General features: G+C 70.8%; 16 protein-coding genes and 1 pseudogene. 11 read left to right on the forward strand and 6 right to left on the reverse strand.

The features are described 5' to 3' along the window. Positions 1 to 10 precede the first annotated feature (10 nt). The 4 genes and pseudogenes from ACK4I0_RS12235 to ACK4I0_RS12250 all read right to left on the reverse strand — a co-directional run. Positions 11 to 1,660: pseudogene (locus ACK4I0_RS12235) on the reverse strand (asparagine synthase-related protein); the annotation flags it as partial. 1 nt (position 1,661) lies between these two features. Then, the gene (locus ACK4I0_RS12240) at positions 1,662 to 2,285 is read right to left on the reverse strand and encodes a lasso peptide biosynthesis B2 protein (RefSeq protein WP_409611355.1); all 624 of its coding nucleotides are present in this window, start codon (positions 2,283 to 2,285) and stop codon (positions 1,662 to 1,664) included. A gap of 45 nt (positions 2,286 to 2,330) precedes the next feature. Then, complete coding sequence (locus ACK4I0_RS12245; protein ID WP_409611357.1) at positions 2,331 to 2,459, reverse strand: hypothetical protein; 129 nt, start codon at positions 2,457 to 2,459, stop codon at positions 2,331 to 2,333. Positions 2,460 to 2,770: 311 nt separating this feature from the next. Further along, entirely contained in the window at positions 2,771 to 3,256 is a 486-nt protein-coding gene (locus ACK4I0_RS12250) for an XRE family transcriptional regulator (protein WP_409611359.1), read from the reverse strand. Between the two features lie 223 nt (positions 3,257 to 3,479). On the opposite strand from ACK4I0_RS12250, the gene ACK4I0_RS12255 reads away from it, so the two are divergent. The 6 genes from ACK4I0_RS12255 (at position 3,480) to ACK4I0_RS12280 (ending at position 8,688) form a co-directional block, all read left to right on the forward strand. Next, positions 3,480 to 4,112, forward strand: coding sequence for a hypothetical protein (locus ACK4I0_RS12255; protein WP_409611361.1), 633 nt, complete (start codon positions 3,480 to 3,482; stop codon positions 4,110 to 4,112). Then, the gene (locus ACK4I0_RS12260; RefSeq protein WP_409611363.1) at positions 4,109 to 5,983 is read left to right on the forward strand and encodes a type IV secretory system conjugative DNA transfer family protein; all 1,875 of its coding nucleotides are present in this window, start codon (positions 4,109 to 4,111) and stop codon (positions 5,981 to 5,983) included. Before ACK4I0_RS12255 ends, ACK4I0_RS12260 begins: the two co-directional genes overlap by 4 nt. Beyond that, positions 5,976 to 6,419, forward strand: a complete 444-nt coding sequence (locus tag ACK4I0_RS12265; RefSeq protein ID WP_409611365.1) for a hypothetical protein — start codon at positions 5,976 to 5,978, stop codon at positions 6,417 to 6,419. Before ACK4I0_RS12260 ends, ACK4I0_RS12265 begins: the two co-directional genes overlap by 8 nt. Continuing rightward, positions 6,416 to 7,372 (forward strand): P-type conjugative transfer ATPase TrbB, encoded by a 957-nt coding sequence (gene trbB, locus ACK4I0_RS12270; protein ID WP_409611367.1) that lies wholly within the window; start codon positions 6,416 to 6,418, stop codon positions 7,370 to 7,372. Before ACK4I0_RS12265 ends, trbB begins: the two co-directional genes overlap by 4 nt. Before the next feature lie 414 nt (positions 7,373 to 7,786). After that, on the forward strand, positions 7,787 to 7,927 hold the full coding sequence (locus ACK4I0_RS12275; protein ID WP_409611369.1) for a hypothetical protein: 141 nt from the start codon (positions 7,787 to 7,789) through the stop codon (positions 7,925 to 7,927). Further along, positions 7,924 to 8,688 carry an exonuclease domain-containing protein gene (locus ACK4I0_RS12280; protein ID WP_409611371.1) on the forward strand — a complete coding sequence of 255 codons (765 nt, stop codon included), beginning with the start codon at positions 7,924 to 7,926 and terminating at the stop codon, positions 8,686 to 8,688. The genes ACK4I0_RS12275 and ACK4I0_RS12280 overlap by 4 nt, the downstream gene beginning before the upstream one ends. 53 nt (positions 8,689 to 8,741) lie before the next feature. Here ACK4I0_RS12280 and ACK4I0_RS12285 read toward each other — a convergent pair whose 3' ends face one another. Both ACK4I0_RS12285 and ACK4I0_RS12290 read right to left on the reverse strand, forming a co-directional pair. Beyond that, positions 8,742 to 9,680, reverse strand: coding sequence for a mechanosensitive ion channel family protein (locus tag ACK4I0_RS12285; protein ID WP_409611373.1), 939 nt, complete (start codon positions 9,678 to 9,680; stop codon positions 8,742 to 8,744). Between the two features lie 122 nt (positions 9,681 to 9,802). Further along, on the reverse strand, positions 9,803 to 10,597 hold the full coding sequence (locus ACK4I0_RS12290) for a hypothetical protein (protein ID WP_409611375.1): 795 nt from the start codon (positions 10,595 to 10,597) through the stop codon (positions 9,803 to 9,805). 357 nt (positions 10,598 to 10,954) lie between these two features. Between ACK4I0_RS12290 and ACK4I0_RS12295 the strand changes: the two genes are divergently transcribed. From ACK4I0_RS12295 to trbL, 5 genes are all read left to right on the forward strand, one after another. Next, positions 10,955 to 11,275 (forward strand): TrbC/VirB2 family protein, encoded by a 321-nt coding sequence (locus ACK4I0_RS12295; RefSeq protein ID WP_409611377.1) that lies wholly within the window; start codon positions 10,955 to 10,957, stop codon positions 11,273 to 11,275. Then, positions 11,275 to 11,541, forward strand: a complete 267-nt coding sequence (locus ACK4I0_RS12300) for a VirB3 family type IV secretion system protein (protein ID WP_409611379.1) — start codon at positions 11,275 to 11,277, stop codon at positions 11,539 to 11,541. Before ACK4I0_RS12295 ends, ACK4I0_RS12300 begins: the two co-directional genes overlap by 1 nt. A gap of 5 nt (positions 11,542 to 11,546) precedes the next feature. After that, entirely contained in the window at positions 11,547 to 13,973 is a 2,427-nt protein-coding gene (gene trbE, locus ACK4I0_RS12305; RefSeq protein WP_409611381.1) for a conjugal transfer protein TrbE, read from the forward strand. 16 nt (positions 13,974 to 13,989) lie between these two features. Beyond that, positions 13,990 to 14,679: a conjugal transfer protein TrbJ gene (locus ACK4I0_RS12310; protein WP_409611383.1), complete on the forward strand. Its 690-nt coding sequence runs from the start codon at positions 13,990 to 13,992 to the stop codon at positions 14,677 to 14,679. 4 nt (positions 14,680 to 14,683) lie between these two features. After that, positions 14,684 to 15,573: P-type conjugative transfer protein TrbL (gene trbL, locus ACK4I0_RS12315; protein WP_409611385.1), on the forward strand; the 890-nt coding region annotated here is incomplete at its 3' end.

The raw sequence follows: 15,573 nt of genomic DNA on the forward strand, positions 1-15,573 counted from the left end.
GCGCATCCGGATCGAGCTGGGCCTCCAGCTCGATCCGGTCCAGCAGCTCAAGCTGGACGAGGCGGCCATCGAGCAGCCAGTCACGAAGGAAGGGCAGGCTGTCACGCACCAGATGGCCGTAGACCCGACTCATGTCGCCCTTCGTCCTCCGGTCGATGGTCAGGGGCGGCAGCCGGTCGGCGAAGGCGGTGCGGGCCAGACCGCGATCGCGGCCGCCATGGGTTAGGGTCCAGCTTGGGAGTCGCAGGCAGGCTTCGACCACTGGCTGGGCGCAGAAGGGGTGCCGGACGTCGACCGCCTCCGTAAGGACCGTTGCGCCGTGTCGCATGACCCCGTCCGCCACGCCCGCGATCTGCAGGATCTTCGCCGGCCCGAAAGACTCGAGATCGCTGAGCCAGGGGTGCGCCTCGCCCGTCTGTTCGGCAGGACGAATGCAAGACGAACCGCGCAGGTCATCCAAAGGATTGCGTCGCCTGTGCGCGGCCTGGAGGAAGGTCCAGACCGACTTCGCATTGAACCGGGCAAGCGCCGCGGTGTCGCAATGCAGGAGCGTTCTCCAGCCTTCGATCTGGAATTGGTCGACAAAGACGTCCGCGTCGGCCCGCTGCAGCAGAATGGAATCGCCGCCCTTGCCGGTGAACAGGGCCTCGGCTCCCGCCGCACGGCACCGACGGGCCCAGTCCTCGTCATGCGCCCTGTCCAGCCCGCTCAGCGGCGGCCTCAGACCGCCGGCCGCCGCTTCGAGACTCGCCTCCGTAAGACGGGCGACGGCATGGGGCGCGGTTGTAAGCGGGACGTCGAGATGCGTGGCGACCCGCGCGGCGTGAGACCGCTCGTCGGCTTCCGGATAGGCGCCATAGGCATTCAGCCAGAGCGCCACGGGCGGGTCTGTGTCCCGGTCATTCAGGCAGGCGGCGACAATGGAAGAATCCAGGCCGCCGGAGATTTCCATCCCCAGCGGCCCTCCGAGACCCGCCAGGCCATCGACCGTCTCTTCGAGGGCTGCCCGGAGGTAGGCCGCTGCAAATGTGGCGGGCGGTGGCGCGTGCAGGCTCTCGCGCGCCATCTCGGCCGGCGACCATAGGCTGCAGGGCGGGGTCGACAAAGGCCAGGCCTGCAGCGAGCCGGGGAGGACGCCGGTGACGCCGTCAAACAGAAGAGCTGCGGACGCGTGCAGCGGGTCGTTTAGCGCGGCGGCCAGTTGAGAGCGGCTGACGGTCCAGCCTGGAGCGAGGGCGCTGAGCCACCAGGATGAGGCCGCCGATGTCGCGATGGCTAGGCCGTCCTGCTCCCAGACCGTGGCCTCAAGCGCGCCGGACGGGTCGCGTAGGACAGCCGCCAGGCGGCCAGACGCCTCGAAGGCAAAACCGACGTAGCGACCCCAGAAGCGTCGCATGAGCTTGGCTTCATAGGAGCGCGGGTGGTCCGACGAAACCGCAATGGGGTCGGCGTTGCGACGGTTCAGCACGTCGCCGACCAGGCTCCAGTTTGAGACTTGGGTGACCGCCAGTGCTCGGTCGGGCCCGCTGGCCAGCCATGCACGGGGGCCCAGATCGCGGACGATCCATCCTTCCCGACGGGCTTCGGCCAGAAGCCGTTCGGACAGCGCCAAAGTTTCGGGACGGTCGGCCTGCCGGGAGACAAGGAAATAGTCGCGCATCCTAGAAGGCCGCGATCGGGGTGTAGCGCCGGACACGCTCGAGATTGTCGCCGACAACCTGGGAGCCGAGCTGAACCCAGCAGTGGGCGGCGAACGGCCAGGTGCGCACGCCGAAGATCCAGTCGACGGGGACGCCGAGTGCATGGAGATAGCGCCGCAGCTTGTACGCGCGATCGAGACATTCGCCCTCGAACGGGATCCAGGCCGACGCGGATTTGAAGGCGGCGACATCGCCGGCGGAGAGGCCACGCTCCGGGCGGACCTCAAGGGGCGCCGTCAGCTCGGCGAGATCCAGCCGCCTGAATCGTAGTCCCGACGCCGCCTGGGAAACGCCGGCGCGCATGATGGCTGCCAGGGCGCCGCCGGCGGCGGGGTCCAGCTCGGCGTCAGGCGGAGCGACAGACTTGAGGGGGCGAGGCGGCGGGCTTTGCGCAGCCAGGCCGGCGTCGACGAGCGCTTGACCCATGGATGCGTCTGCGACCTGTAGGGACCGGTCTTCGAGGACCTGCAGCCAGTCCGCCGCCTGCGAAAGGCACTCATAACGATCCGCGGCGATGTCGAGCACGACGGCATCGGGTTCTACGACGGCGAAAAAAAGCTGTGGGGCGGGCCAGAGTATGGACATGTATTGTGCCGGTGGGGGCGACGGGAGACACGCCGCCCCTCTGTCTCAGCCGGCCCAGGCGCGGCTGTCGAAGACGTTGATCTCGGTATGCATGCCGCCCATCAGATCGCGCGTGGCGGTCCGGGCGCGCCCAAGGACGGTGCGGCGCAGGGTCGGCTGTTCGAGTCGGGTCATGATGACCTCCTGATAGAGGTGGACGTGTGTAAGCGCGGCGGCCTGGCGGATGGCGCGGACGCCATCCGCCCTCGGCTCACCCGGCGGGCGTGCGGCTGTCGAAGACGTTGATCTCCAGATATGGTCCGTCCTGGAGGTCGCGCGTCAGCGTGCTGGCGTCGCCCAGGCGAACCCTATTCAGACGCGGTGCGGTCATCGAGGTCTCTCCTTGGTCTTGCTCACCGCGGGATTGCGGTGGACCTCAGGAGGCGCGCGCTCAGGCCGGCTGAAAAGCTATATGTGGAGTATATCCGGCGTTGAGCCGAGCCGGTTCAGCGGCCGGGCTTGGGGCGACGTTCGGCCAGGGCGCCGAGGCCGTCGTCGATCCAGGTCTGGTCCGGATCGTCGGGGCCGAGGATTTCGCCCAGCTCATCGAAGGCGCCGCCGATCACCCGGATCAGGGTATGGATGTCCAGCCGCGCCAGGCGGTCGCCCTGGGCTTCGTCGAACTTCTGCAGGGCGATGGTGAGGATGGCGCCCATCTGGTTGTCGGCCGCGCGGACGGCGAACTGGGGAGAGCCAATGGCGACGGCGAGGAGGATGGCGTGGGCGTCGCTGCCGGTCGCGGCCGCGAACCGGTGGACGTGGTCGATGTTCAGCCGCACGGCCCCCGCCTCGAACCGCTGGTAGCTGCGCAGGGACAGGTGCATGCGGGCGGCCGTCTCGGCGCTCGACAGGCGCCGCAGCCGGCGCACGCCGCGCAGGGCCTGCGAGAGCCGTCGGCCGTCCACTCCGGATCCGGACGCGTCCTTGGTCATGCAACCTCCCCGCGCCAATGGTGGCGTCTGGAAGCCTGTTCGGCAACGGCGCAGCTTGCCGGGGCCGCCGTCGCAGCCGCTGGACGACACAAAACGGCGCGGCTTGCGCCGGTTTCCGGCGCGGGCGACGACGATCTTCGGCGGGGGCGGGACTTTCGCTCCGCAACCTGTTGGCGAGCGTCCGGCGGAGCGGAATAGTCGGTTGATCCTGTCGGAGGCCGTCGTGACCCGTCGCCCTGATCCCTTCATCCAGGCCCTGGCCAGCCTCATGGGCCGCGCCGAGACCGGCGTCTATGCGCCGGGACAGCCGGTGGTGATCGTGGACGAGGCGCGCCGGCTGAAGCTGTCGACCACGCCGGTGCGCGAGGCCCTGGCCTGGCTGTGCGGCTATGGCCTGGTGGAGCGGGCGCCGGCCGGAGGCTTCCTCGCCCCGCGGCTCGAGCCGGCGGTGGTCGTGGATCGTCTGGCCTTCCGGCTGCACTGCCTGTCCGTGAGCGTGAACGGGGCGGGCCAGGCGCATGTGGGAGGCGGGCGGCCAAGCGAGGATCCGGTGGAGGCGCTCTCGGGCCATATGCTGCGGACGGTGCGGGCCACGGGGAACGCCGCGCTCGCCGACGCCTATGGACGGGTGGCGAGCCAGCTGCGCCAGCTGGCGGAGGCCGAACGGCGTGTATTTGACGATCTCGAGGATGAGGCGAGGGCGCTTGTCGACCTGTTCGAGGCGCCGGGCGGCGGGGGTCTGCCGGAGGCTCTGGGCGTTTACCACAGGCGGCGCATGGACGCCGCGGCGGTGCTGGTGCTCGAGGCCGAGGCCGGCCGGGCTGAAGCCTCGGATGTCGGGGACGCGGCGCCGTGAAGGCCCGGCTCCTCGGCCTAGGGTGCGGTCTCTCGGTCGGCCTGTGGGCGTCCACGCAGCTGTTCGCCTGGGCCTATGGGTTTGATCCGGTGCTCGGCGAGGGGCTCGATGTGGGCCAGGGTGCGACGCTCTATCCGCCCTGGCGGGTGCTGTTGTGGATGCGGACGTTCGGCGCCGAGGCCGCGCCCGTGGCGCAGAGGACGGGGCCCCTGATCCTGGTTGGGGCCGTGTCCGGGCTCGGGCTCGGCGCGGTCCTCGACGGCGGAGGACGGAGCCGGCGGGTGAGGGGCTGGGGCGGAGAGGCGGACGCGCGCGCCTCGGGACTGCGCGCCCGGGACGGGGCGGTGATCGGCGAGATGGGCGGACGCGTCCTGGCCACCCTGGACCTGCGGCCGACGCTGGTCACCGGGGGGACGCGGAGCGGCAAGGGGCGGGGGCATGTGACGCCGACCCTGCTGTCGTGGGGGCGCAGCGTGCTGGTGCACGATCCGAAGAAGGAGCTGTGGCGGACGACGGCTGGCTGGCGGGCCACCTTTTCCCACGCGCTGTATTTCGATCCGCGCGATCCGGCCTCGGCGCGCTGGAACCCGCTGGCGGAGATCCGTCCCGGCCCGGGTGAGCTGGCCCAGGTGCAGAGGCTTGTGGCCATCCTGTCGGATCCTGGCGGGACCCGGGACGAGGAGGCGATCTGGGACAAGGCGGCCTCGGAGATCCTTCAGGCGGTGATCCTGCATGTGCTCCATGTGGCCGAGGACGGCGACAAGACCCTGCTCAAGGTGCGGGACCTCCTGGCTGACCTCGACGCCACGGCGGACGTGATGATGCGTGCCCTTCACCGCCCGGGGCCGGACGGGCAGGGCGAGCCCCATCCCTTCATCCGCACGGCGGTCAGGGGCTATGCGGCCATGCACGACCGCTTCCGCACCTCGGTCCAGGGCACGGCGCGCTCCTATCTGGCGTGGCTGGCGGGAGAGGATGTCGAGCGGGCGGTGTCCGCCTCGGACTTCGCCCTGGGCGACCTGATGTGCGCGGAGGCGCCGGTTTCTCTCTATGTGCGGCTCGCGCCGGCCGATGCGGCGGCGCTGCGGCCGCTGACGCGGCTGCTCTTCTACGCCGCCGCCCAGTCGCTGACGGCGGAGGAGGACCGGGACGCGGCGGGGCGCGAGAAGCGCCATCCGCTTCTGATGGTGATGGATGAGTTTCCCCTGCTGGGACGACTGGGCTTCTTCGAGAAGTCGCTGCGGCTGATGAGCGGCTACGGCATCAAGCCCATGCTGGTGGCCCAGTCGCTCAATGACATCACCGAGACCTACGGCGTTCACAATACGATCCTGGACAACTGCCATGTCTACACCGCCTTCTCGGCCCTGGATCCAATGACCCAGGACAAGGTCTCGCGGCTGACGGGGACGGTCGCGGAGGCGCGCACCAGCCGCAGCGGGCCGGGCCTGCTGGGCGCGGGGCGGTCGAGCGTCTCGCGCTCGGAGGTGGAGCGGCCGCTGCTGGAGCCCGGCGAGGTCCGCGCCCTTGCGGACCACGAACAGTTGGTCTTCGTGGCGGGCCGGCGTCCGCTGCGGACCCGGCGGCTGCGCTACGATCGCCGCCGACCCTTCCGCGGGCGGGCCCGCCTGCCGGCGCCCGACCAGGCTGCCGGCCTGGACGCGCCACCCGCGCCGCCTCACCCCTGGACCGGCCGCCGGGCCTGGGGCGAGGATGCGGCGGCGACCCTGCCGCTGTTCAAGGAGGCCGTCGCGGCCATGGACGACCGCAAGGCCGCCGCGCGCACCGCCCAGGTCTACGCCCGGGTGGCCGAAGAGATGGCCGCGCAGGAGGCGGTGCTGGACGCCTTTCAGGGCGGCGCCCATGACTAGGTCCGTTTCGCCGGCGTGCCGGGTGCAGGTCTACCTCGCGGATCCGCGCGTGGCCGCGGCCCTGACCCGCCAGGCCCGAGCCAGCCGCATTCCACTCAGCCAGGCGGCGGGCCAGGCCATCTCGCGGGGACTGCAGCGCAACACCGCCGAGAGCGAGGATCGGCTGCTGCGGATCGAACGGGCCCTGCGTGACCACATGCGGGCGACCGGTCGGGACATGCAGATCGTCCAGGAGCTGCTGATCGAGGTGGCGCGGGCCTTCTTCGTCCGGCTTCCGGACGATCTGGTGGACGAGGATCCCACGGTCCAGGCGCAGGTGGACCGGCGGGTCGAGAAGCTTCTGGATGCGGCCGCCTCGCGCATCGTCGCCGCGCGCCGGCGCACAGAAGGGGAGCTATCGACCGCCAACGACGAGACGGAGGCCAGGGCCGGGTGAGCGAGGGCGGGCGGCTCGGACTGGCGCGTCGCCTCGAGGCGCTGAGACACGCCCTGGGCTCCGAGATCGCCTCGGCCCTGGCCGATGCGGAAGTAACGGAGGTGATGGTCAATCCGGACGGTCGGATCTGGATCGACCGGCTGGGCGAGGGCCGATCACCGCTCGGGGCTTCGGTCTCGCGCGAGGCGCGCGACCGGGTCATCCGGCTGGTGGCGGACCATGCGGGCGAGACGGTCGGGCGGGATGCGCCGCGGCTGTCGGCGACCCTGCCGACGACGGGAGAGCGGTTCCAGGGCATCCTGCCGCCGCTGGCGACGGCGCCGGCCTTTTCGATCCGCAAACCGGCGGGCCGGATTTGGACGCTGGCCGACTATGTGGCCGACGGAGCGATGACCAAGATCCAGGCGACCGGACTTCGACGGGCGGTGGATGAGCACCGCAACATCCTGGTGTCGGGCGGCACGGGATCGGGAAAGACCACCCTGGCCAACGCCCTTCTGGCCGAGCCGGGCTTCGCGCGGGACCGTCTGGTGCTGATCGAGGACACGCGCGAGCTTCAGCCCTCCGCGCCCGACGCCGTCTCGCTGCTGACGCGGCCCGCCGATCCGGCGATCGGGGTGGCGGACCTGGTGCGCGACGCGCTCCGGCTCAGGCCGGACCGGATCGTGGTGGGCGAGGTGAGGGACGGGGCAGCGGCCCTGGAGACACTCAAGGCCTGGAACACCGGCCATCCCGGTGGTCTCTGCACCCTCCACGCCAATACGGCCGAGGACGCCCTGCGGCGGCTGGAGGACCTGATCCTGGAGGTCGCGCCCGAACCGCCGCGCCGCTCCATAGGCGCGGCGGTCGATCTGATCGTGCAGATGGCCCGGACGAAGGCGGGCCGAAGGGTCGAGGGTCTGGTCGCCGTCGCAGGCTGCGAGGACGGTCGGTACCTCACCCACGATCTGTGAAGACGCCGTCCAGGGCCTCGTCGACGAAGCTAAACTGTGCGTGCCGGCGGCCACAGTGGGGTTGCATCTGATGGCGAGAGCCTGACTTGTGGAACGGCGGCGGGCTGGACCGGTTGTCCGCTCAATGAGACACACCGCCGCGCCGCCGAGACCCAAGACCGTCAGCGAAATCTCGGAGCGTATCAGCGAGCTGATCGCCGAAGCGATCGCAGAGGGGGATGACGCCCGGCGGCGGGGTCTGTTGGCGATGGCTGATCTCTGGGCCGACATGCGCCGAAGCCGGGTCTCCACGGGTCCCGCAACGCACCAGCCGGCCGGGGTGTGACGGAGCCCGGCTGACAGGGATCTGATGAGGTTCTTCCGGAACAGATGGAGGCCGCCCGTATTCGTCCGTCTAGGAACACGGAGGTCTCCATGTCTGACACCAAGGGCAAGGGCAGCCACGCCGCCCGCCGCGCCAACGCCGCCGCCGCCAAGGACGGCGAGAAGAACCCCCGCAAATCCTCCGCCGCCCAGGCGATCCTGGGCAAAAAGGGCGCGAAGTCAAAATCGTGAACGGAGCGTCGGCGACGGGCCAGGTGGTGCGCGTCATCGATCTGGAGACGGCTGGGTCCGGGCCCACGGACGTCTGCGAGATCGGCTGGCAGGACGTGGCCGAGGGCGAGGACGGCGTCTGGCGGCTGGAGGGCGAGGGCGGCGCCCGGCTTGTGAATCCCGGACGGCCGATCTCGCCGGACACCATGGCCGTGCACCACATCACCGATGAGGCGGTCCGGGGAGCGCCCTTCTGGAAAACTGGTGCCGAAGACGTCCTGCGACCGTCCCCGCCGGTCGCAGCCCTGGCGGCGCACAGGGCCGCCTTCGAGCAACGCTTCTGCACGCCGCGCCTGACCGGCGGGGCCGACTGGATCTGCACCTGGAAATGCGCCCTGCGCCTGTGGCCCGAGCTGCCGCGGTTCTCCAACCAGATGCTGCGTTATCTGCGCCGGCCCGAGGGACTGGTGCATGAGCGGGGTTTGCCCGCCCACCGCGCCTTTCCCGACGCCTATGTCACCGCCCACCATCTCCGCGATCAGCTGAACCAGGCCTCGCTCGAGGATTTGCTGCGCTGGAGCCGCGAACCCGGCCTGCTGCCGCGCGTGCCGTCAGGGCCGCTCAGAGGCCGGGCCTGGTCGGACCTGTCGGCTTCCGACCTTGAGATGCTGACGCGCGACCGGGATCTGGACGTGCGGTACAGCGCCGGCGTCGAACGCGAGCGCCGGGGCGAGGCGAAGCCGGCGGAACCGGTGAAGGCCCCGCCGGCTCGACTGCTTTGAGTAATGCGGAGGGGGGGCCAGGCGGGATCGCCAAGCTGACCCCCTGACCGCCACTAGCTGGATGTCGGCGAGAGGACGAGAGAGCCCTTGGCGTCGTCCGTTGAGGAGACCTCGCGCATCATCATGACACGCTGGGGGAAGGGGAAGCTCAAGCCTTCGGCCTCGAACCGCTCCTTCACCGTCTTGATCAGATCGCATTTGGCGTTCTGCCAGTCGGCGGGCGTGGTCCAGCAGCGCAAGGTGACGCTGACGGCGCTGTCGTCCAGGGAGGTCACCCGTGACCAGGGCTCCGGGTCTTTAAGGACGCGCGGATCGGCGGCGGCGCATTCGAGCAGCAGGCGGAGTGCGAGGTCGAGATCGTCCTCGTAGTCGACCCCGAAGGCGAGATCGATGCGGCGGCGGCCCGAGCCATCGACGTTGACGATGAGTTCGCCGAACACCTTGCCGTTCGGATAGACGAGGGTCAGGCCGTCGTAGTCCACCACCGTGGTGTGGAAAAGGTCCAGGTCGCTGATCTTGCCGGACCGGCCGTGAATCTCGACGCGGTCGCCGATGCGGTAGGGTCTCAGCAGCAGGATCATCACCCCGGCGGCCACATTGCTGAGCGTGCCCTGGAGCGCCAGGCCGACGGCCAGGGAGGCGGCGCCCAGGATGGCGAGGACCGAGGCGGTCTGGACGCCGACCTGTTGCAGCACCGCGACCAGGCCGACGGCGATCACCAGCCATTTCACCAGGCCGGACAGGAAGTCGCTAAGCGTGGTGTCGCCCGGATGATTGCGGTGCGGCAGCCGGCCCAGCGCGCGCCGGGCGAAGTTCGATAGCCGTTTGGCCGCCCACAGGGTGAGCGCCAGGATGAGGGCCGCGACCAGCAGGCGCACGCTGAAGGCGCCCACAGCCCCTAGAACCTCCCGCACCATGACCGGGTCGCCTTCAAGGGCGCGGCGGGCGGCTTCGAGGAAGGGCACGGGGGCTTCCGGCGGCGGTGTCTGCATGACGGCTCCTTGGCGAACCCGGCTGCAACGTCGCGGAGCGCGAAACGGTTCGCGCGCGGCGGGCGCCGCTCCGGCTTCCAGGGCCATCCAAGGCCGCTAAGGCCGCCTCTCGGATAGCGGGATTAGTGCCGAATGATGGTGGAGCGGCGAAGGCGCACCGTCTCCAGGCGGTCGGCGCCGACAAGGGTGACGCTCCAAGACTTCCCGTCAGATCCGGATGTGTCGAACTCGACGCTGGCTTCGGGCCAGCGTCCGTCCATGACAGGCTCCATCTTTCGGATTCGAACGCCCGGCGTCGTGTCGTCGACGCGGTATTGGGTGTTGCGCAGCCGAAGGCCGATCAGCCTGTCGAGCGGCAGGGCGGACAGCGCCTCGCGCGGATCGGCGCAGGCGTCGGCTGTTTCGCTTTCACAGGCCAACTCGAACGGAAGCGGGCCGGATTCTTCGGCCAGGCGCATGGCCTCTGTAAGGCGCAGCATCATCCTTAGCTGGGCCTCGGTGTCCTCCACTGGGCCGGCGACATAGCCAGTCAGTTCGGCGCACCGCTCAAAGGTCGCCGGCTCGGGATGGGAGGGGCCGTACTGAACGCCGTCGCCCAGAGACCGCGGCGCCAGGGGAGTGCCGCGCGGGGCCTCATGGCCGGGGGCTTCCGCATTGACCAGTTCCACGACATGTACCCGTCGGGCGCACAGGCCCGGACGGTGAGGCTGGGGCGTCTCCCAGAACAGCGCACGATGGACCTGGCCGGGCATCCACATCCGGCGCACCCATCCACCCGTCACCTGGCCGGCGATCTCGGGCGGAAGAACCGCTGGGGCAAGCCGCATTGGATCCGCGCGCTCGACTTCGGACAGGGGCAGGGTCTCGGGCTGATGCGCCAGGATGCCCATAAGCAGAAGGATCGATGCGCCTGACATGGTCGGCCTCCCGAGATGCGCCCGGCGCGGTCACCATGCCCCGACCGATGCGACGGCGAAACCCCGCATCCCGGGGGTCTTCGCCGCCAGTCTGGCCCGACCGGCCGGAAGGATCGGATAGGGAATAGGGGCCATGCTGCGGCGCTCACGCCCGCCGGCGCGTTGAAAGCCGCCCAACGCCCACGCCACGCTGTATCAGGGCGGCGTCCCATTAAAGTCGCCAGGACTTAAGGCGACGCAGGCAAGACTTGCATACAAGTCGTTGTAAAATGTACTAAAAACATGTTGACAGGCCTGTGGATCGTTTGCTTGCCTTGAGTCGGGAAGGCGGTGGGACCGCCTCGTGAGGACAGCGACATGTGGATGCGGAAGGGGCGCCGGCTGATCGGCGCGACGATGACGTTCGGCCTGATCCTGGCCGGTCCGGCGGCGGCCGGGGGCTCCGGAATGCCCTGGGAGGGACCGCTCCAGCAGGTGATCCAGTCGATCACCGGGCCGGTCGTCCAGGCTGCAGCCGTGGTGGCCGTGGTCCTTTTCGGGGCGGGGATCGCCATGAGCGAGAGCGGGTCGTCGATGCGGCGGGGGCTGGGCATCATGTTCGGCCTGTCGATCGCCTTCGCCGCCTCGACCTTCTTCCTGGACTTCTTCGGCTTCGCCGGCGGGGCGGAGATCGGCTGATGGCCCAGGCGCGTCCCGACGGCTGGGAGCAGCCCACGGCCCAGGCCCTGGCCGAACCGGTCCTGCTGGCCGGTATGCCGAGGGACTACGCCGTGGTCATGGGCACCATCGCCCTGGTGCTGGGCCTGGCCCTGAGGATCTGGTGGCTCGGCCTGCTGTGGTGGGCCGCGGCCCATGCGATCGGCCTCTGGGCCGCGCGGGCGGACCGGCGCTTCTTCGAGGTGCTGCGGCGTCATCTGAAGACGCCCGGCCATCTGGACGGGTGATCGGGATGCGCTTCCTCGATGAGCATCGCCGCCGCCCGGCGACCCTGGCCGATCATCTGCCCTGGGCGGTGATCGTCGCGCCGGGCGTGGTCCTGAACAAGGACGGGTCGCTGCTGGCCGGCTTCGCCTTCCGTGGACCCGACCTGGAGTCCTCGACCGAGGACGAGCTGATGGCGGTGAGGGCGCGCCTCAACAACGCCCTGCGCCGGCTGGGGAGCGGCTGGTGCCTGCATGTGGAGGCGCGGCGCCGGCCTGCAGCCGACTATCCGCGAGAGAGCGGCTTCGACTGCACGGCCGCCTGGCTGGTGGATGCGGAGCGTCGTCAGGGGTTCGAGGCGTCCGACCCGGCCTTCGAGACCGACTACCGGCTCGCCCTGACCTGGCTGCCGCCCGCCGACCAGGCGCGGCGGCTGGAGCGCTGGATGTTCGACGGGCTGTCGCGCCTGAACGCGGACTGGCGCCAGGCCCTGGCCGCCTTCGATCATGAGGTGGAGGGCCTGTCCGGCCTGCTCGCCGACGCCCTGCCGGAAATCCGGCGTCTGGGAGATGACGACCTTCTGACCTGGCTGCATGACGCCGCCTCGGGCTCGGCCCGGCCGGTGAAGGCGCCGGACGAGCCGGTCTTCCTGGACGCCCTGCTCGGCGACGCGGCCCTGACCGGCGGCGTGGCTCCGCGGCTGGGCGAGGCCTGGCTTCGGGTCGTTTCGGTGAGGGGGCTGCCCTCGGCGACCCGGCCCGGCCTGCTCGACGGGCTGGGCGATCTCGGCTTTCCCTATCGCTGGACGGCGCGCTGGATCGCCCTGGACAAGGCCGAGGCCGAGCAGGAGATCGTGCGCATCCGCAAGCGCTGGTTCGCCAAGCGCAAGGGGCTGGGCGTCCTGCTGCGCGAGGCGGTGACCCGAGAGGAGACGCCGCTCCTGGACACCGACGCCGCCTCCAAGGCGGAGGAGTGCGACGGCGCCCTGGCGGCCCTGGGGTCCGACGCCTGCGCCTACGGCTATCTGACCCTGACCGTCGCCGTGCTGGGGGCGACGGAGGCCGAGGCGGCGGATCGGGCGCGAGCAATCGAACGGGCCCTGAACCGGCAGGGGCTGGTGGCCCGCACGGAGGACCTGAACGCCGTGGAGGCCTGGCTGGGCGGCCTGCCGGGCGAGCCCTACGCCGATGTGCGCCGCCCCCTGGTCTCGACCCTGAACCTGGCCGACCTGCTGCCGGTCTCGGCGGTCTGGGCCGGGCCGCAGGGCGACGCGGCCCTGGAGGGACCGCCTCTCGCCGTGGCGCGCACCACCGGCGCGACCCCTTTCCGCCTCGTGCTGCACGTCGGGGACGTCGGTCACGCCATGGTCGTGGGCCCGACGGGGTCGGGCAAGAGCGCGCTTCTCGCCTTCCTGGCCCTGCAGTGGTTCCGCTATCCGGACGCGCGGGTGGTCGTGTTCGACAAGGGCCGGTCGGCCCGGGCCGCGACCCTGGCCTGCGGCGGACGCTGGCGGGCGCTGACGCCCGGCGAGGGGGCCGGGCTGCAGCCCCTGGCGCGGCTCGACACGGAAACCGACCGGGCCTGGGCCGCCGACTGGATCTGCGACATCGCAGTACGCGGCGGGGTGAGGGCCGGACCGGGGCTGCGCGAGACGGTCTGGACTGCCTTGACGGCCCTGGCCGAGGCGCCCGAGGACCAGCGGACCCTGACGGTGCTGCAGGCCCTGGTCCAGGACCGGGCCGTCGCCGCGGCCCTGGCGCCCTTCACCCTGGAGGGTCCCTTTGGGGCCCTGCTGGACGGCTTGGCCGGGCCGGAGGGCGAGAGCCGGTTCGACACCTTTGAGCTGGAGAGTCTGATGGGCGCGCCCTCGGCGGTCGCGCCGGTGCTCTCGGCCCTGTTCCGGCGGCTCGAGGCCGGGTTCGACGGCCGGCCGACCCTGCTGATCCTCGACGAGGCCTGGCTGTTCCTGGACGACACCGCCTTCGCCGCCCGCATCCGCGAATGGCTCAAGACCCTGCGCAAGAAGCGGGTCGCCGTCATCTTCGCCACCCAGAGCTTGGACGATGTGGCCGCCTCGACCATCGCCTCGACCCTGATCGAGAGCTGTCCGACCCAGGTCTTCCTGCCCAATCCGCGGGCGCTCGAGCCGGCCTCGGCCGCCCACTACGAGGCCTTCGGCCTGAGCCGGCGGCAGCTGGAGCTGATCGCCTTCGCCCCGCCCAAGCGCGCCTACTACTGGCGCCAGCCCCGGGGCCGCCGGCTGTTCGATCTTCGGCTGGACGGCGCGGCCCTGGCCCTGTGCGGGGCCGGCGGGCCGGAGGATCAGAGCCTCATCGACCGGATCGAGAGAGAGGCGGAGCCTCATGAGTTTGCGAAGGAATTTCTCAAGGCGAAAGGACTGAGCCATGTCGATGCGGTGTTCGATCTTCATGCGGACCGAGCGGCGATCCCATAGGGCGGTCGGCGGCGCGATGCTCGTCCTGGCGCTGGCGTGCGCGGCGCCCGCCAGCGCCCAGCAGATCGTCTTCGATCCGCGCAATCATCTGGAGAACGCGCTGCAGGCCGCGCGGCAGCTGGAGAGCCTGGCCAATGAGGCGCGCGCCCTTGCCGCCTCGCCCTACAGCCATCTGATGGAGTCCGACCGGTCCCTGCGCGACATGGCCGAGCTGGCGCGGACCGCGCGCGGCCTGGCGAGCCGGGCCGAAGCCCTGGAGCGGCAGTTCGAGACCCTCTATCCGGACGCGGTCCGCAGCCTGGATGCACGGACGGTCGACCGCGAGGGTCTGGCCCGCCAGGGCGAGGCGCGGCTGGACGCGGCGCGCAGGACAGCCGGCGACGTGGCGCGTCTGGCGGCGGACCTCGAGCGGCTGGGCGAGGCCCGGACGAACCGGGTGGCCGGCGCCCTCAGGGCCAGCGAGACCGCTGTGGGCCAGACCTCCGCAGCCCAGTCGACCAACCAGATGCTGGCGGTCCTGGCCGAGGAGATGGCCGGCCTGCGCACGATCCTTCTGGCCCAGGCCCGGCTGATGGCGGAGCAGACCGCGCGGGAGAGCGCGGACCGCGAGGCGGGAGAAGCCCTGCGGCGGGCCCGGTGGAGCGGAGGGCCGCGGGCGGTTCCCCGTCCGCCGGCCTTCGACCCGCTCTCGCGGGCGCGGGAGTAGGGCGATGGCGGTCGGGGTCGAAACGCCGAACGAACTGATGGTGGTGTTCTCCAACACCGTCTCGGCCGGCTTCGACGCCCTCCAGGGGGCGGTCGCCGGGGTGTTCGGGATGATGATCGTCCTGGTGGTCGCCCTGACCGGCGTCCAGTGGGCCCTCTCGCCCCAGCGCGACATCCTGGCGGCGGCCTTCGGCAAGGTCCTGCTGGTCGGCGTCTTCGCCTGGCTGATCAACGACTGGCAGGCCCTGTCGGAGACGATCTATGCGGGCTTCCTGCAGTTGGGCCTGACGGCGGGCGGCGGCGGCCTGACCCGGGAGGCCTTTCTCAATCCGGGCGCCGTCCTGTCCCAGGGCTGGACCATCGTCAAGGCGCTGGGGGAGACGCCCGCCCCAGTCGGCAATCCGCTGGACGTGGTCGGCAATATGGCCGACGCCTTGATCCTCGGCCTGGCCATGATCGGCATACTACTGGCCTTCGCCATACTCGCCCTGCAGATCATCGTCAGCCTGGTCGAGTTCAAGATCGTCACCCTGGGCGGCTTCGTGCTCCTGCCCTTCGGCATCTGGAGCCGGTCGGCCTTCCTGGCGGAGCGGCCGCTGGGCTATGTCGTCTCTTCGGGCCTCAAGGTCCTGGCGCTCGCCATCGTGGTCTCCGGCGCCCAGACCGTCTTCGCCCAGCTCCAGCCTTCCGCCAATCCCGACATCTACGAGGCCCTGACCATACTGGTCGCGGCCCTGCTGCTGGCCATGCTCGCCCTGTTCATTCCCAATCTCGCCGCCGCCCTGGTCACGGGCGGCCCGGCGCTGGGCGCGGGCTCGGCCCTGACAGGCGGCCTGGCGGTCGCCGGCGCCGGCGCCCTGGCGCTGGGCGGCGCGGGCGCCGTGGGACGCGGTCT

Origin of the sequence: Brevundimonas sp. (assembly GCF_046295775.1) — a bacterium.
GTDB lineage: Bacteria > Pseudomonadota > Alphaproteobacteria > Caulobacterales > Caulobacteraceae > Brevundimonas.

Excerpts from the sequence above, each read along its gene's own strand:
- ACK4I0_RS12245 (WP_409611357.1), bottom strand. The coding sequence starts at position 2,459 with ATGACCCGACTCGAACAGCCGACCCTGCGCCGCACCGTCCTTGGGCGC.
- ACK4I0_RS12265 (WP_409611365.1), top strand. The coding sequence starts at position 5,976 with ATGACTAGGTCCGTTTCGCCGGCGTGCCGGGTGCAGGTCTACCTCGCG.
- ACK4I0_RS12240 (WP_409611355.1), bottom strand. The coding sequence starts at position 2,285 with ATGTCCATACTCTGGCCCGCCCCACAGCTTTTTTTCGCCGTCGTAGAA.
- trbE (WP_409611381.1), top strand. The coding sequence starts at position 11,547 with ATGCGCTTCCTCGATGAGCATCGCCGCCGCCCGGCGACCCTGGCCGAT.
- ACK4I0_RS12285 (WP_409611373.1), bottom strand. The coding sequence starts at position 9,680 with ATGCAGACACCGCCGCCGGAAGCCCCCGTGCCCTTCCTCGAAGCCGCC.
- ACK4I0_RS12295 (WP_409611377.1), top strand. The coding sequence starts at position 10,955 with ATGTGGATGCGGAAGGGGCGCCGGCTGATCGGCGCGACGATGACGTTC.
- ACK4I0_RS12290 (WP_409611375.1), bottom strand. The coding sequence starts at position 10,597 with ATGTCAGGCGCATCGATCCTTCTGCTTATGGGCATCCTGGCGCATCAG.
- ACK4I0_RS12275 (WP_409611369.1), top strand. The coding sequence starts at position 7,787 with ATGTCTGACACCAAGGGCAAGGGCAGCCACGCCGCCCGCCGCGCCAAC.
- ACK4I0_RS12300 (WP_409611379.1), top strand. The coding sequence starts at position 11,275 with ATGGCCCAGGCGCGTCCCGACGGCTGGGAGCAGCCCACGGCCCAGGCC.
- ACK4I0_RS12250 (WP_409611359.1), bottom strand. The coding sequence starts at position 3,256 with ATGACCAAGGACGCGTCCGGATCCGGAGTGGACGGCCGACGGCTCTCG.
- ACK4I0_RS12310 (WP_409611383.1), top strand. The coding sequence starts at position 13,990 with ATGCTCGTCCTGGCGCTGGCGTGCGCGGCGCCCGCCAGCGCCCAGCAG.